At 40.0% G+C, this 678-nt stretch carries 1 protein-coding gene; it reads right to left on the bottom strand.

Annotated features, from left to right (window positions below):
* Window positions 1–678: IS3 family transposase (locus tag PV763_RS17745; RefSeq protein ID WP_420938305.1), on the bottom strand; the 678-nt coding region annotated here is incomplete at both ends.

Raw genomic sequence — 678 nt, forward strand, 5'->3', positions numbered from 1 at the left:
AGCATTATCGTATGAATCACCAGTTGTACCGACTGATGCTCGTAAATTTGCAGCTTCTAAACGATTGGTATAGCGAATAGAAAGATATTGAACACCTCTATCGGAATGATGAATCACATTCTTTGGCATGCCTCGATCGTGCAATGCTTGCTCAAGTGCATCGAGTACCATATCTGTATTCATCCGTGTAGATACTTTCCATCCAACAATTGCTCGTGAGAACACATCAATAATAAAGGCGGTATAGACCCAGCCTGAATGAGTTTGAATATACGTAAAGTCACTGACCCATAATTGGTCAGGTCGATCAGCACTAAAATTACGTTTCACTAAATCATCTGCTCGTTTTTGATCATCTCGGTTGCGGGTAGTTTGTTTGTTCTTACCACGCCAAACACCTTGTATATCTAGCTTCTGCATCAATCGAGCAACTGTACAACGTGCAATAACATAGCCTTCACGTTTCAATTTTTGCCAAACTTTACGTACACCATATCGACCTAAACTTTCCTTCCAAATTCGTTTAATTTGTTCAGCATGATGCTCATCATGTAGATCTCGTTTCGCTCGATGTTCTGGATTGTCAGCGAGATCTAAAGTTCGGTAATAGGTTGAAGCTGCGATCGGTAAAATCCTACAAATCGCATCAACACCATATAAGTCTTTATTGTTATGGAT

The sequence above is a fragment of the Acinetobacter sp. AS5 genome (assembly GCF_048957595.1).
Classification (GTDB): Bacteria; Pseudomonadota; Gammaproteobacteria; order Pseudomonadales; family Moraxellaceae; genus Acinetobacter.